Source organism: Paraburkholderia kirstenboschensis (assembly GCF_032806925.1).
Taxonomy (GTDB): Bacteria; Pseudomonadota; Gammaproteobacteria; order Burkholderiales; family Burkholderiaceae; genus Paraburkholderia; species Paraburkholderia kirstenboschensis.
Genome location: NZ_CP136512.1, coordinates 1,270,639 through 1,284,242, shown reverse-complemented (window position 1 = coordinate 1,284,242; position 13,604 = coordinate 1,270,639). Strand labels below are relative to the sequence as shown.

At 59.3% G+C, this 13,604-nt stretch carries 15 protein-coding genes and 2 pseudogenes; 10 read left to right on the top strand and 7 right to left on the bottom strand.

Annotated elements, in window-relative coordinates:
- The first annotated feature begins 282 nt into the window (after positions 1–282).
- Both RW095_RS14490 and RW095_RS14485 read left to right on the top strand, forming a co-directional pair.
- Positions 283–2,085, top strand: coding sequence for an ATP-binding protein (locus RW095_RS14490; protein WP_317019626.1), 1,803 nt, complete (start codon positions 283–285; stop codon positions 2,083–2,085).
- Positions 2,086–2,217: 132 nt separating this feature from the next.
- Entirely contained in the window at positions 2,218–2,607 is a 390-nt protein-coding gene (locus RW095_RS14485) for a response regulator transcription factor (RefSeq protein WP_317019625.1), read from the top strand.
- 43 nt (positions 2,608–2,650) lie between these two features.
- Here the strand turns inward: RW095_RS14485 and RW095_RS14480 are convergent.
- The 3 genes and pseudogenes from RW095_RS14480 to RW095_RS14470 all read right to left on the bottom strand — a co-directional run bounded on the left by RW095_RS14480 (position 2,651) and on the right by RW095_RS14470 (position 4,852).
- Positions 2,651–3,305: pseudogene (locus RW095_RS14480) on the bottom strand (response regulator transcription factor).
- A 309-nt stretch (positions 3,306–3,614) separates the two neighbouring features.
- Entirely contained in the window at positions 3,615–4,244 is a 630-nt protein-coding gene (locus RW095_RS14475) for an inositol monophosphatase family protein (protein ID WP_317019624.1), read from the bottom strand.
- A gap of 326 nt (positions 4,245–4,570) precedes the next feature.
- Positions 4,571–4,852, bottom strand: coding sequence for a hypothetical protein (locus RW095_RS14470; protein WP_317019623.1), 282 nt, complete (start codon positions 4,850–4,852; stop codon positions 4,571–4,573).
- A gap of 425 nt (positions 4,853–5,277) precedes the next feature.
- Between RW095_RS14470 and RW095_RS14465 the strand changes: the two genes are divergently transcribed.
- From RW095_RS14465 to RW095_RS41450, 7 genes and pseudogenes are all read left to right on the top strand, one after another.
- Positions 5,278–5,499 carry a DUF2934 domain-containing protein gene (locus RW095_RS14465; protein ID WP_317019622.1) on the top strand — a complete coding sequence of 74 codons (222 nt, stop codon included), beginning with the start codon at positions 5,278–5,280 and terminating at the stop codon, positions 5,497–5,499.
- 1,111 nt (positions 5,500–6,610) lie between these two features.
- Positions 6,611–7,270, top strand: coding sequence for a ParB/Srx family N-terminal domain-containing protein (locus RW095_RS14460; RefSeq protein WP_317019621.1), 660 nt, complete (start codon positions 6,611–6,613; stop codon positions 7,268–7,270).
- Positions 7,267–7,530, top strand: coding sequence for a hypothetical protein (locus RW095_RS14455; protein ID WP_317019620.1), 264 nt, complete (start codon positions 7,267–7,269; stop codon positions 7,528–7,530). Before RW095_RS14460 ends, RW095_RS14455 begins: the two co-directional genes overlap by 4 nt.
- A 131-nt stretch (positions 7,531–7,661) precedes the next feature.
- Positions 7,662–7,778: pseudogene (locus RW095_RS41760) on the top strand (SOS response-associated peptidase family protein); the annotation flags it as partial.
- A gap of 292 nt (positions 7,779–8,070) precedes the next feature.
- Entirely contained in the window at positions 8,071–8,394 is a 324-nt protein-coding gene (locus tag RW095_RS14450; protein WP_317019619.1) for an alkaline phosphatase family protein, read from the top strand.
- On the top strand, positions 8,385–9,176 hold the full coding sequence (locus tag RW095_RS14445) for an alkaline phosphatase family protein (RefSeq protein WP_317019854.1): 792 nt from the start codon (positions 8,385–8,387) through the stop codon (positions 9,174–9,176). The genes RW095_RS14450 and RW095_RS14445 overlap by 10 nt, the downstream gene beginning before the upstream one ends.
- The gene (locus tag RW095_RS41450; protein ID WP_394365139.1) at positions 9,109–9,408 is read left to right on the top strand and encodes an alkaline phosphatase family protein; all 300 of its coding nucleotides are present in this window, start codon (positions 9,109–9,111) and stop codon (positions 9,406–9,408) included. Before RW095_RS14445 ends, RW095_RS41450 begins: the two co-directional genes overlap by 68 nt.
- 42 nt (positions 9,409–9,450) lie before the next feature.
- Here RW095_RS41450 and RW095_RS14440 read toward each other — a convergent pair whose 3' ends face one another.
- The 4 genes from RW095_RS14440 to RW095_RS14425 form a co-directional block, all read right to left on the bottom strand.
- A complete protein-coding gene (locus RW095_RS14440) occupies positions 9,451–9,915 on the bottom strand; it encodes a phosphate signaling complex PhoU family protein (RefSeq protein ID WP_394365138.1) in 465 nt (154 codons plus the stop codon).
- Between the two features lie 164 nt (positions 9,916–10,079).
- Positions 10,080–10,202 (bottom strand): hypothetical protein, encoded by a 123-nt coding sequence (locus RW095_RS14435; protein WP_317019618.1) that lies wholly within the window; start codon positions 10,200–10,202, stop codon positions 10,080–10,082.
- A gap of 335 nt (positions 10,203–10,537) precedes the next feature.
- Positions 10,538–11,944: a hybrid sensor histidine kinase/response regulator gene (locus tag RW095_RS14430; protein WP_317019617.1), complete on the bottom strand. Its 1,407-nt coding sequence runs from the start codon at positions 11,942–11,944 to the stop codon at positions 10,538–10,540.
- Between the two features lie 564 nt (positions 11,945–12,508).
- Complete coding sequence (locus RW095_RS14425; RefSeq protein WP_317019616.1) at positions 12,509–12,946, bottom strand: response regulator; 438 nt, start codon at positions 12,944–12,946, stop codon at positions 12,509–12,511.
- Between the two features lie 351 nt (positions 12,947–13,297).
- Here RW095_RS14425 and RW095_RS14420 point away from each other — a divergent pair, with 351 nt between their 5' ends.
- Entirely contained in the window at positions 13,298–13,519 is a 222-nt protein-coding gene (locus RW095_RS14420) for a hypothetical protein (protein ID WP_317019615.1), read from the top strand.
- Positions 13,520–13,604: the final 85 nt, after the last annotated feature.

The window sequence follows — 13,604 nt, the reverse complement described above, 5'->3', positions numbered from 1 at the left end:
GCTTATACGAGCGTATAACCGCGGTGAGAAGACTTATCGAGCGGTGTCATACTGCAAGAAACAGGAAAAAGCGCTCCGCGCGTGTCGGACCGATACAGCGCTTCCCTGTTCACCCCGGGCAGTATTTTTTCATTCTGCAATTAACGCAGAAACGAAAACCGAACAGTCGGAGAAGTCGAAGGCGTCGGCTACTATCCGGCGACCGATGCAACCGGCAGGTGCAGTTACGCTAAGGGGAGACGTTTTGTGCGGGCACTAGGTTCTTCACATGAAAGCAGAAGCTTGGGGTACCTGGCGACATTGTGGCTTGGAGCCTGTATCGCGCTCGGAGCCGTTACTGCAAGCTGTGTCATTCTGGAGCAGGAAGCGAGCACCGCTGGCTTCTTCCTTCTGGTTGCCGTTGTTCTCCTGTCCCTGCTGGACAGCTTCATCTCATCGGTCATTTTCTCGGTGGTTGGCGCGGCGCTACTCAACTATTTTTTCACGGAACCCATCAATAGCTTCGGCATTAGCAACACCGCGGATTTATTTTCCCTTGTTGCCTTTCTCGTCACATCACTCGCCATCACCACCCTTGTCAGGCGGATTCGCCGCGTTGAGAAGACGCAGCGCGCCCAAGCACAGTTGCTGGAGCTGACGCACGACATCATTATCATGCGCGATAAGCATGACATGATTACTTACTGGAATCAGGCAGCAGAGACACTCTATGGATGGAAGAAGGAAGAGGCGGTTGGGAAGTTCATCGACGAACTTCTGAATTCCGTGTTTCCGCTGCCTCGCGAGGAGCTCCAGCGCATTTTTCTTCGCGACGGCCAGTGGGAGGGCGAGTTGATTCACACGCGGCGGGACGGCACCGAGATAATCGTGACGAGCCGCTGGGCCCTGCAGCGCGACGGTGCGGGAAACCCGTTGGCCACGCTTGAGACCAACAACGACATCACGCGGCGCAGGCGCGCCGAGGACCTGCTTCGAAAGAGTGAGGCACAGTACTTCGCCGAAGCGCAGAAGCTAAGCAGGACTGGCAGTTTTGGACGGAATTTCTCGAGCGGCGAAGTCTTCTGGTCCGAGCAGACTTTTTCCATCTTTGAATACGACCTGGAGGTCGCGCCCACCATTGAGCTCGTCAGGCAGCGGGTGCATCCGGACGATATACCCGTGTTCGAGGAGACGCTTGCAAAGGCGAGCAGTTCCACTGCCGACTTTGACATCGAGCATCGTCTGCTTTTTCCCGATGGACGCATCAAGCACGTCCGTGTAGTTGCACATGCAACCAACGACCAGCCGAATAACAAGCAGTTCATCGGAGCCGTGATGGACGTGACGCGGGCGAAGCAAACCGAAGCGCAGTTGCGGCATGCGCAAAGCGAAGTGGAACGGATAAGCCGGGTAACGGCGCTTGGTGAGCTGAGTGCATCAATTGCTCATGAAGTGGGGCAGCCCCTTTCCGCCATCGTAACGAACGGTGAAGCATGCCTGCACTGGCTGCATCGCCAGCCTCCGGACATGGAAGAAATCGAGGGTTGCGTGAACCAGATGACAGACCAGGCAAATCGGGCTGCAGAAATCGTGAAACGTGTGAGGGCGCTCATGAAGGGTGCGCCGCCGGACCGGGCACCGATTGCAATCAACGACGTGGTCGAAGAGGCGACTGCTGTTATCCGGCGGGATATTGAGCGCCACGGTGGCCTGCTGACACGTCGTCTTGCCAGCGGGCTGCCGCTGATACTGGGCGACCGTGTGCAGCTCCAGCAGGTGCTCGTCAATCTCATCATCAACGCAATGCAGTCGATGGCGAGCGTCAGCGGCAGGCGCGAACTTACCGTCCAGTCCCGCCTTGACCCGGAAGGCAATGTTGTCGTCGCAGTAAAGGACTCGGGCCCTGGCATCCAGGAAGCCAATCTTCAGCAACTCTTTGAGCCGTTCTTTACGACACGCAGTGCCGGCATGGGAATGGGCCTTGCAATCTCCAGTTCAATTGTTGAAGCCCACCGTGGGCAAATCTGGGCCTCAAATAATCGTGACGGCGGCGCAACCTTCTCGTTCAGTCTTCCGCCAGCCATCAAGCAGGAAGTGCGAGAGTGATACACGGGGCGACCGGCGCGTAGGTGGTTCGGTTCACATATGCGTTCGTATCATGTCGCTGAACGCCGTTGTCAAGTAAGCTGTTAATCAGGAGAGGCGGACGGCACCGACCACACGTCATCCCGGGAGAGAATGATTGAGGGCCCCATTTTGCAAGTCACGCCTGTGGTTTCAATTGTCGACGACGATAAGGCCGTCCGTGTTGCGTTAAGCAGCCTTATCCGGTCGCTTGGCTGGCACGCGCGCATGTATGAGTCGGCAGAAGAATTTCTTTTGTCTGGCAAGGCCGCTGATACCGCCTGCCTGATTTCCGACATCCGCATGCCCGGGATGTCGGGTATCGAGATGCATGAACGCCTGCGTGCCGAGGGACATGCTCCGCCCACCATCTTTGTCAGCGCCTATCCGACCCCGGCATTGCAGGCAAAAGCGGCGAATAACGGCGCACTGGTGCTGCTGCAAAAGCCTTATGCGTCTGCTGAGATTACTCACTGGCTGTCGGTCGCTGTCGGAAACCCTTAGCGAATCATCTACGCTGTGCAGAAGTGCTAACGCACGACAGCGCTCAGTGATGGCCGCCGTCGGGCAGACGGGGCTCGATACCGAGGGACTCGGCCTTGCGGACAAGGTCTGGCACCGAGCGCGCCTTCATCTTGCGCATCACCTATCCGCGGTGAACCTTGACCGTGATTTCGCTGAGGTTCATTTCGGAGGCAATCTGCTTGTTCAACAGACCGGATAGCACGAAGGGCATCACCTCCTTCTCGCGCGGCGAAAGGGAGTGGTACGAAGCGCGGAGACCGGCTAATGCAGTTTCTGCCGTGAGCCGCTCACTGTCCTGCGCCAGGCATGAGCAACCGCGTCGAGCATGTCCTGGTCCTTGAACGGTTTGGCAAGGAAGTCCAGCGCGCCGGCCTTCATTGCCTTCACCCCCATCTCGATGTCTCCATGACCGGTCATGAAGACGACAGGGATACGCATGCCGCTACTGACGAGTTCCTGGTAAAAGCCATGCCGCTTTTTCCGCGGAGCCGCACGTCGAGGATGAGGCAGCTTGGCCCGGCGCAGCGAGGAGACCGGAGAAATTCGTCCGGGGACTCGAAAGTTTCGACGCGCAAGCCTACAGAGCGCAGAAGCATGTCGAGAGCCTGCCGGATTCCCTTGTCGTCATCGACGACATAGACGACCGGACCGTCGTCTCCTGCGGTTTTAGTCCTCATTCGGTTGTCAGACCATCCGTCATCCGGGTACCTCGCGAAGCCGGAACGCGGTCGCATCACATCGCATGACAGTGGAGTGGGTACTCACCATCGCCGGACAGAGCGGCAAACACCACGGTACCTTCCGGCAGAATCACCGGCAACCCATCGAAATTACCTACGAGCCAGAGCCACCCGCTGACGAATCGAGGAACGGGCACCGTTTCCCAGTCTGTGTTCCGCCCCGACAACTGCTGATGACTGGCCGACTTTTCGCGACCATTCCCGGCGGCCGCCAACCTGACGCGCAAGTCCTTGAACCCGAGACGCTTAGTCGTACGGTTCCAGTCCGGCTTCCACAACCGCATCAAGGTAACCCGACGCAAGCATGGCGTAGTTGTAGCAGTCACCGCCGAACCGGCGCGCTTTCGCGCGGCAGGTCAGTGCATCAAATACTGCCCGCTCTTCGCCGGCGAACATGTCGGGCGACGTCGCACATACGGTCGCATCCGCTAGGCTCGCGCACTGCGGGGTACGGCATGTCATTCCGTCATGTGCCCGGCAGCTGGCGGGTGTGGCAGTCCATCGCTCATTCAAGGCTGGCACGTCCAGCAGGCCCAGCACCGGTTCACCCTCGTGAAGCAACGCAATCAGGGTGCCCCACAACGGCAGGCCGATGATAAAGCTTGCTGTGCCGTCGATGGGGTCGACTACCCACACGTATTCCGACTGCAACTGAAGCTCGCCGTATTCCTCGCCGAGGATGCCGTGGTGCGGAGACGTTGCGCGAATCGTTGCAGGCATTTGTGCTTCTATCGACGTGTCTGCGATGGTTACAGGGCTGCGGTCAGGCTTGGTCCCGGTATCGGGATGGCGCCGGAAGTACGACATGGAGACGGCAGCGGCATCGTTCGCCAGCCTGGCTGCGAACATCGGAAACCCGGACAGTGCGATTTCCATGAGAGGACACTCCCTGCGACAGGGTGTTAGTGGACCGACTGCCAGCGCGAGACCGCTTTGAAACACTGTACGGCTTGCAGCATCGAAAAAGTCTCGCGTAGGCCGGTATTTGATTCAATTTCGGATAGCCCTTCGCCTGGCCGTGCTGCCCGGCCGGGGCGGTCTTCGCCTCGTGGGCGAGCTACGAGGCCGTCGGAGCAACACGACTCCGCCAGAAATACCCCTTGAGCGCGGCGCGCAGAAAATAACCGCCGTGCGTCTGTACGGAGGCACCGCAGCCGTTGCCGGAAAGAGCTTGCCTCGAGTCGGTAGGGCCATCAGTGCTTTCATTTAAGTGCATCGCCTTGAGGCGCTGCCTCGTCCGGCGGTACGTCGCCAGGAGAAGGTTCGGCAGGCGTTTCTTCGTCCGGAATGTCCTCGTCCGGCTCGGTGCCGGGAACGTCGCTCTGCTCACCAGCCGTCTGGTGAGTAGCTTCGTCCGACCCGATTCTAGTCACGCCACCGGTCGACCGCGGGTCACTTGCCGGAAACGTGTCTTCGACGGCGTCGTCGACGGTTTTTTCGGATTTGTCGTCCGGAACGCGCTGCTCTGTCAGCTGGTTTGCCATGGTGGACCTCCTGAAGGTATGTGTCCAACATAGACGCAAGCCGCGTTCCGCGCTCACCGTCATTCGGGTGCGCCTGTGCTTGAGGTAATCGACAAGCGGAGATATGTTTGAGCGGAACGGGCGCGGCCCGCACGCCATCGCTGCTGCTGTCCTGGTCGGCGGGATTGCACTTCGGCGGTTGCTGTGCCGGTTGTCCGCGGTGGGACCGCTCCCGTGGATGGTTCGCTCCCGTTGAAGCAAGCAACTGCCGCGCGAACGGATGGTGTTGCCCCCTTCGTGCCGCGCAACCCATGCTGGGTATGTGTCATCTTCAACGGTCGCTGAGGGAAGGTCCGGTCCTTGCGCGGACGGCCTATGTCCCGTAGTGTTGACGAGTCTGCTGAATCCCCCTGAAAAAGCTTGCGAGGATGGACATGGATACGCAAATGACCGAAGAGGAACTTCGTTCGCTAGCCTACCGATTGTGGGAGGAGGCTGGATGCCCCGACGGTCGCGCAGATGAATTTTGGGAACAGGCGCGGCAGCAACTCTGCCCGGATGGCAGTCCCACGCAAGCTGACAGAGCGAACGACTCCGATGAATTTGTCGACGCTCCGGAAGTGGCGCCGAGCGAACGGACACCCATTGTCAAGCCCGAAAGCGCCTGAGGCGAATCGACCATGGCGAACTGAAAGGCGATGTCCAGCAAGGCGCGGGACAAGCCAGGAAAGACGCCGGTGACGCCAAGGAAGCGTCGAAGGACCATCCGACGCGTCACCATTAGCCGCATGCTTCGTTGCGCTGGGTCAATCCATTGACCCAGCATCAACCGCTCGTCTGGACGCCCAAACCCCGAACTGGGCCGCCGGTGCGGGCGATGAATGCGTGCCTCACTGTGCCTCTGGTTACCGGTACCGATAGCGCGAGGTAGCAGATTGAAACGGCGCGTTTCTGCCATCATGTCGCCTGCTCGACCGGCACCGCCTGCTAATTAGACAGACTTCGACGCTGACGATGCTGTCGCCGAGGCCGGGCCGGGGCGCGTTGGGGACCTTGAATCCCGATGAATGCCACGACTCGAAGGTCAGACCGTCGTCGTGGGTTGGGGCTAGGGCCAACCCTTTCCCTCGCCGGGCGCATTCCGCTCCGGCGGCGGCGCGACCCCGACTGGACTGTCTTCTTGTGCGGCGTCCGGCAACGGCTCGGCCCACGAGTCCCTTCTCAGCAAGGAAAGCCCGGTCCCGAACCACTTCACCTTCACATGGCTGTTCTCAACATTTCAAAAGTAACGACGATGGCGGGCGACAATTTATACAGGCCGGGCGAAATGGTGAAAGTGTCCCGCATCTACTCGTCGCACATGTTGACGGGAAGGACACTTTCGAAGTCACAGGGGTCGAGGCGAACGCTTTTCCCCAACGCGCAGTGGCAACGGCGCGCACTTCGAACTGAAATACGCGGCATTCGCACAAGCGTGGCCAGTTGCACGGCACGGAAGCTCAAAAACTGACCGCACCGTCCTGAGCAGCAGGATGTTCGACGGCTTCGGCGACCAGTGGATTTGCCTAGGTCTCGAAGTTTGCTTCTGCCAGCGCTTCGCGGTCGAACGTAGGATTTGGACTGTCCATGATTACGGTCGCTTCCTTGTTGCGGGTATTTCCGCTGCTGCAAGGACCGTACTACCTTTACTGACATGGTTTCGCCACCGCTCGGGCTCGAGGCTTGCTGCGAGATTTCGGGAAGGCACCGTCCATGCGTCATCGGTCCGCGGAGGCACACATGAAAGACAAATCGCAGTCGATAGGCGGGGTGACAACTGGGGGCAATTTACCGCAGCGCTGGGTCCAGTGGGGCGTGCTGCGACCGACGCAGGGCGCAATTGGCTATGTCCAGGTACAAGCCAAGAAGGCGAGCTACCGCGAACTCAAACCTGAGAAAAGGCGCTCGTTCGCTGAAGAGCAGGCCATCGCGGCAGTCCTTGGGCCATCAGGGACGCTTCATGTAGTCGACCATCATCATTGGGCGCGTGCATGGTTTGACATGGGCTTGCCGGAAGCGCCCGTGCGCATCAGGGAAGACTTCAGCGGGCTCACTGACGAGCAATTTGTGAAGACCATGTCGGAGCGGGGCTGGTTGCATCCCTTCGATGAGCAGGGACGGAAGTTTCCGGTGTCTGACCTGCCTCAATCTATTGAGACGATACCTGACGACGTTTTCCAGAGCCTGGCTGCTTTCGTACGCACAGCGGGCGTCTTCGAAAATCCTGGCGAATCCAACGCGAAGTTCGCTTGGGCGGAATTTCTCAGGAAGCGGGTTGCCGTGCGCCGCTCGACCGTCGATGGCTTTGCACTCATGCTAGCGGACGCTTGCGCGGCCTGCCGGTTGCCTGAGGCGAAGGGGCTGCCGGGCTATATCTCCAGTAAGGGGCCCACACCATGACGAGGCGGTACACTCTGGAGGTCCTCGCCGAGGACGAAGGCCTGGTAGACCGACCCAGCAACGCGAGCTTTACGCTGGCGTCGCGCACCAGCGAGAATGGGGTGGCGGTCACCGTGCTCGAGACGCTGGATGAGGCGCTCGCCGCGCAGTGGACGCAGATACTCGACGATAACGACCGTGCGCATGTCTCGCGCGTGCTGGAAGGTGACGACGTCATATCCGACCAGAGCGTGCGAAGCCCGAGCTGGAGCGCAAAGTAGTCGAGCATGGGCGATGACTGCGAATGAGAGCAACGCGTGCGCCAAGCCAGTGATGCCGCGAGCGAATCGTTACGTGTACCGTTCACCGTCTAGCAGTGCGAGGTGTCCATGTCCGACTTGCAACGATGTTAATGTTGGTCGCCTGTCTGTGGTCAAGTTCGAGCGCACCCGATAAGCCAGATTTGCTGTCTTTTGCGGCCATAACCGACGAGCCGCCGCCGGAGTTCGCAGCAGCGGGCTCCCACAGATACTTGCGCCGGCTTTTTCACGCCGAAAAGGTCACCCTTCCAAGGCAGGCATCATAAAGACGTAGAAGCGTTTTTAACCCTTGGCTTGACCGACCCGCTTGCCCGTCCTGCCGATGACTTCCAACCAACGCTGCCTGAGGCGAACCTTGCGCCTGCGCGCATTGCATTCGGTTGCTACGCGATATGGCCGCAGCGCTTGATGTAACTGAATGGCTGGACGCGCAGGGGCGCCCTGAGCCCGCTCATGGGCGTACGGTGCTGAGACTGGCCCAACAAAAAACGGGAGGGAGCAATGGCAACAGAGCACGTTTTCGTCCTCATGCTTGAGAATCGCTCGTACGACAGTATCTTCGGCCTGTCGGCTTTTGCTGGCCATCTACCGGGCGGTGGCGCCACGACGGCCAACGGTTTGCCGGCGCAACCGATTGTCAACTTTGGCCGGACCGGTACGCGCTATCAGTTGGGCAGAGGCTCGCCGTATGCGCTCGGCTTTGACCCGGGCCATGAATTTACCGATACCTGCGTCCAGTTGTGCGGCTTGCCCTCCGCAAGCGCGGATATGGTTAGAAGCGATTCGCTTGTCCTGGCTCAACAGGCTACCCACCCCTGGCTGTAGACCCGTCGACCACCGGGTTCGCCGCGACATACGAGGACCACGCTGACGTCGTCGCGGATGCGTTCAGCGCGTTCACTCCCGACCAGTTGCCGGTACTTAACTTCCTCGCCAGGCAGTTCGGCGTATGTGACAGCTGGTTCGCGTCAGTACCCGGTCCAACCTGGCCAAACCGTTTTTTTGCAGTCGCCGGCACGTCCGATGGACTTGACCACTCGCCTAGTGACGCTGAGGTGCTCGAGGCCATCTTTCTGAATGCCCCAATATTCAAGTTCCCGAACGGCACGATATTCTCCAAACTCGCCCCGACAGACTGGCTCATTGTGCAGGGCGACGTTGCCCAGACGCGTGCCATCGCTGGCATGCAGAGACATCTAGACCGTTTTGTCGGAATGGGGATGCTGTTGTCCCAACTCGCCGCTGGCTCTCTGAGTTCGAAGTTCGTGTTCATAGAGCCCACGTACGACGCGAAAAATGATTTCCGCAACGGTGACTCGATGCATCCTGCAGGCGACGTACGCAAGGGCGAAGCACTCGTTAAAACGCTATACGATGCTATCAGTGGCTCCAGCCTGTGGCCCAGCAGCATGTTCGTCGTCGTGTTTGACGAGCACGGCGGCTTTTTCGACCACGTGCGTCCTCCCCCATGCGTGCCGCCGGGCGCCAGCGAGAATCCGAAGCTCAAGACGGCACAACTTTCCTTTCGACCGCCTCGGTGTGCGTGTCCCGGCTCTCGTTATCTCACCGTATGTTCCGGCGGGGACTATCGACCATACGCAATATGACCACACGTCGATATTGAAAACTGTCGATAAGGTGCTTGGATTGAACGGCTCGCTGAATCTCACTGCCCGCGTGCGTGCTGCCGCCGACTTTTCGAAGATGCTGGCATTGCCGGCCGCACGCCCGGACATTCCACCGTGCCCATCGCCTATCGCTGTTGGAACTGACCGCCCGTCCAGCGCCGGCGCGCCGCGTGCCAAAGACCCATTCCTACCGCTCTACGCGCATCGGTAGCATGCGGAATGCTTCGCGGAAGTTGGACGTTCGCGTTCGGTTTCAGTTGGCCAAGACTTCCTTGTCGAGCCGGTCAAGGGATACATGGCGTACATCGCGGCCCTTGACCACATAAACAACGAACTCAGCGATATTGGTAGCGTGGTCCCCGATACGCTCAATGGCCTTCGCGATGAACATGTATTCCAGGCCAACCGGAATTGTCGGGGGAGCTTCTGTCATCTGCATGACGAGCCTGCGTCCGAACGCATGGAACGAGTTGTCGACTGCTTCGTCGTCGCGGACAATCTGCCCGGCCGCCACGGCACCCATCCGCGCGAACGCATCGAGAGCCCTGCGCAGAATCATCAAGGCCAGCTCGCCGGACTTTCTTAACTCCGTCGTATTGATGGTCCCTGTCTCGCCGCTCTCATGAATTCGCCGAAGCCGTTTCGCAACCTTGCGCGCCTCATCACCTGCCCGTTCGAGGTTGGTAACACACTGGCGCGCTGGGCAAGGCAGCCCCAATGTGTCTCCCCGAGGCCCCACCCAGTGACGACCACACGGTGGCCTTCGCTGGACGAGTACTCAAGAGTGCCGACGCCGTCAACGCCGGCGACCATCGGCCACGCGCGCACGACAGGACTGCGGTTGGCAATCGCCAGCCCGTCTTTATAGTTGATGCCGGAGTGCTATATGCGTACCAGAACTTCGCCCTCTGCGAGAGGATTGCTCTCGGCGTTGTCCTCAAGACGTTTTAGTTGCGCGCTGAACTGGTCGCCATCTTTGTTCAGGAAAACAGCAGTGATGGACATGTCAGTCTCCAGAAAGATGCTTGCTGGGAGGTGCCTGACCTAGGTCAGCTTGGACGTTGCGTCGACGCGCCACACATTCTCGTCCGCCGGCTCGCGGTGCCAACAGTTCGACCATTTTCGCGGGCGTGAAACCTAGTCTCTCTAGCTTGCCGCGCCTGACAGCATCGTCAATGGTCTGGTCGCCGAAAGCAGAGCGAAGCTTTGCCATGAACGCCGCAATTTCTGGCGAGGCTTTGCGGGGCAGTTGCGCCCCCTAAAGTACAACAACGCAAGTTTCGCGGATTGACTCACCGCGCAATGGGCGTCGACGAGAAGCGCAGCCATTCTGCAGACAATCACAGCCCCGTGCGTCCATACGGCCAAACCAATCCTCCTAGCTTGCCCTCTGTCCGGTTGGCAAGAATGTATTGAAGCTTTTCTAGCGAAAGAGGCTTCGTCAGGTGGTAGTCGAAGCCTGCAGCAAGCGCACGCGACTTATCGGACTCAGCCGCGTATCCGGTCAACGCGACGAGCGTGATGTCAGAGAGGGTCCCGTCAGCTCGAACGGCGCGTGCGACGTCGAAACCGTCAACGTCTGGCATCCCGACATCGACAATTGCCACCTCCGGGCGAACTTCCGCCATAAGGCGAATGGCGTCGCGCCCGTTGCTCGCAGTGGTGACGTCGTGCCCTTCGAGCTCTAGCAGGATGCCGAGGGACATCAAGGCGTCCCGGTTGTCATCCACTAGAAGCAGGCGCACGGGACTGAGACCCAAAGCCTCGGCAGTCTCTTTAGGTTGGTCCGGCGCCGACGGGGCGCGGAGTATTGGCAGACGTAGGGTTACCGCGGTTCCCGCGCCTGCTCCAATGCTTTCGAGCGATATTGTCCCGTCATGCAACTCGACCATGCGCTTGGCGACAGCGAGGCCAATCCCAAGTCCCCCTTCGGCTCTTGCGTGGGCCTGAGCGGATTGGGCAAACAGTTCGAAAACGAGTGGTTGCACCGAGCTGTCTATGCCAATGCCGTTGTCCTGGACCGTGATGACTACCTGGCCGGCCGGGTCCAGGCTGCCTTCATCCGGGTGGACACTGACGGTCATCTCGATGGTTCCGCCGACCGGCGTGTACTTCGCAGCGTTCGACAGAATATTGCCCAGGACTTGACTCAAACGAACGTGGTCCGCTCGAACAGGAACAGGCGCATCAAGCCCGCTAACCTTCAATGTATGCCGACGTGAGTCGAAGTGATGCCTGACCGCCGCTAACGCGTCAAACGCAATCTCGTTAAGGGACGTGTCGCTGTGTTTGATGGTAAGTTTGCCGTGCTTTAATCGCGCAGCGTCAAGCAGGTCATCGACCAGCGTTCGCAGATGCCTTACCTGCCTTTGGGCAACGGTTAATATCTCTACCGCCTTCGCGTTGTCGGCACACAAACGTTTGGCCGCGCCAATAGCACTGTCAATTGGAGCCATCGGATTGCGCAGTTCGTGTCCAAGCATGGCGATGAATTCACTATGTCGCCGGTCACCCTCAATGCCGCTGTCGCGCGCGTCAACGATAGTTAGCGCTGTCCCGGCGAACACAGCAAGATTCGAGAGCAGCCGGACATCCTCGCGGTCGAACTGACGTTCATCGGAGTGGGACACCACCCATATCGCGCCCAACTGAGCTTCACCGCCAGGTATGGGGACGACGACACCTTCAGTAACTTTGACGCCGGGAATCTGGAGGCAAGCGAATTGGTCCTGTGGTCGGACAAACAATTGGGGCGCTCCTGCCTTAGCGCTACCCCGCAAGGGCACTCGTTCCATGCCGTCGCCTTACCCTGCAGGTCAGCGCAGAGGCCTGCGACCGCCAACCACCGGAAATGCCGACTATCGCCAGCCCCCTCAACTAGGCTGATACCTGCGCTGCCTGCACCACAAATCGACTGTGCCGTCGCCGCGATTTCTTGCAGCAGAGTGGCCCTCGGCCCTGTCTGGGCCTTGGCGAGCCTAACTAGCGCACTGTTTTCCAGGGCATAGTCCGGCTGCCTTGCTCCCCGGCCGGCGAGTTCGTCTTTGTTGGGGTACGCGGTATTGCTTTCCATGAAGTCCAGAGCAGCTTCTGACGTTGAAACGAAACTGCGAGACCACAGCGGTATAGTGATTTGCAATCGTCAGATGACGACTGGCTTAGTCAAGGATACACGGACGGTCGCGATACTTTGCTCCAGGCCCGAAACTTGACCTATTTTGCGCGGACCCTGCGGAGATGACCGTAGAAGTCGCTCACCTCACTCGGACGCGCGTTCATCGAGTAGTGTTGGATTGCTACGGGCGAACGTTCTACGGCCAGCAGCGCTCATTGACAGGTTGCCAGCGAGCAGGCGGTCGACCCGCAAAAGCTGGCGACGTGATGCTGGTTGTCAGTCGCGCTGCTACAAACGCGTTGACAGTCTGCAAGAGCTTCTGGAGGTCGGCCGGCTTTTGAAAAAAAGCTGACCAGCAGCCTGGGGCGGAGCCCGGCTCGGCCGTAGCAGAGAGCATCACAATTGGCAAATGCGCGAACGCAGGTTGGCATCTGACTCGTCTGCACAGCTCCGCCCCGTCCATCTCAGGCATTTGCCAGTCAGTAACGATTAGCGCGGGCATTGGGTGCAGGACAGTCCGCAGCGCTTGCGCCCCGTTTTGCGCAATTAGCACGTGATGGCCCCCGCTTTCGAGTGCCAGTTGGAGCGCCCACAGGTTATCGGCGTCATCATCAACGAGTAGAACAGTCGACATGGCTCGGCAAGCTTAAACATTTTCTTGGCTTACGCAACAGCCATGCCTCCCATGGAACGGATGCCTTTGTACGCGAGGCTACGGAATCCAAATCGTCACGTTCACAATCGAGCCGCCCTGGTCACCGGCCGTCGTCGAGCACCTGCCGACCGTGCAAGATTGGCTTGCTGATAGCAATGAGTCCAATCTTGGAGCGCAATGCAGCGCGCACCTTCCGTCATTCTCGGGCGGCTCGAAGTTAAGCATTCCTCCCCAGCGTCCACAGGTAATCCGAGCGGCTATTCCACGCTCGGCCGGCTCGGAACGTCGCTTGCTTAGTCGTTGTTCTCAACCATTTAAAGGGGAAGGACAATGGCGGGCGACAGTTCATACATGCCGGGCGAAATAGTAAAAGTTTCGGGTATCTATTCGGTCGTGCATGATGATGGGAAAGACACCTTCGAGGTCACCTGCGTCGAAGGCGAACACTTTCCGCCAACACGTAGCGGCAAAGGTGCGCATTTCGAACTGAAGTACGCAGCGACGCATTCACACAAGCATGGTGAACTGAAGGGCACCGAAGGGCGGAGCTAAAACAGGTTCTAACGTCGGCGCGTCGCAGAGCGATACTTTGACGGTGCGCCTATAACCTTTGGCGTTCGAGCGATGGGCGGACGGA